Raw genomic sequence first — 364 nt, forward strand, 5'->3', positions numbered from 1 at the left:
CCTCGGTCGACACGGCTTTTGTAGCGTCGAGCCATGCTCGACTGCTCCTGGCTTGATGGGGTCAGAGCCGTTTTCCTGCGGAAGACGGATCCGACCCCCAGCTGGCTTCAAGCCAGGTAAACCTGCCCGTCGCGCACGTCCACCGGCACCGCGCGCAGGCGGTCGCCCTTGCACGGGCCGGCGATGCAGTCGCCACTGTCCAGCGCGAACGAGGCGCCGTGCGCGGCGCAGACCAGATGCCCCTCGCGGCTCTTCAGGAACTGGCCCGGTGCCCAGTCCAAACGGCGGCCGGCATGCGGGCAGATGTTCAGGAACGCGCGCACCTGCGCACCGTCGCGATACAGCACCAGCGATTCGGCATCGC

1 protein-coding gene is annotated in these 364 nt (G+C 68.4%); it reads right to left on the minus strand.

The window, feature by feature from the left end:
* Positions 1-107: 107 nt before the first annotated feature.
* Positions 108-364: Rieske (2Fe-2S) protein (locus EN846_RS33920; RefSeq protein ID WP_135928120.1), on the minus strand; the 257-nt coding region annotated here is incomplete at its 5' end.

Origin of the sequence: Mesorhizobium sp. M4B.F.Ca.ET.203.01.1.1 (assembly GCF_004791025.1) — a bacterium.
In the GTDB taxonomy this organism is placed as follows: domain Bacteria; phylum Pseudomonadota; class Alphaproteobacteria; order Rhizobiales; family Rhizobiaceae; genus Mesorhizobium; species Mesorhizobium abyssinicae.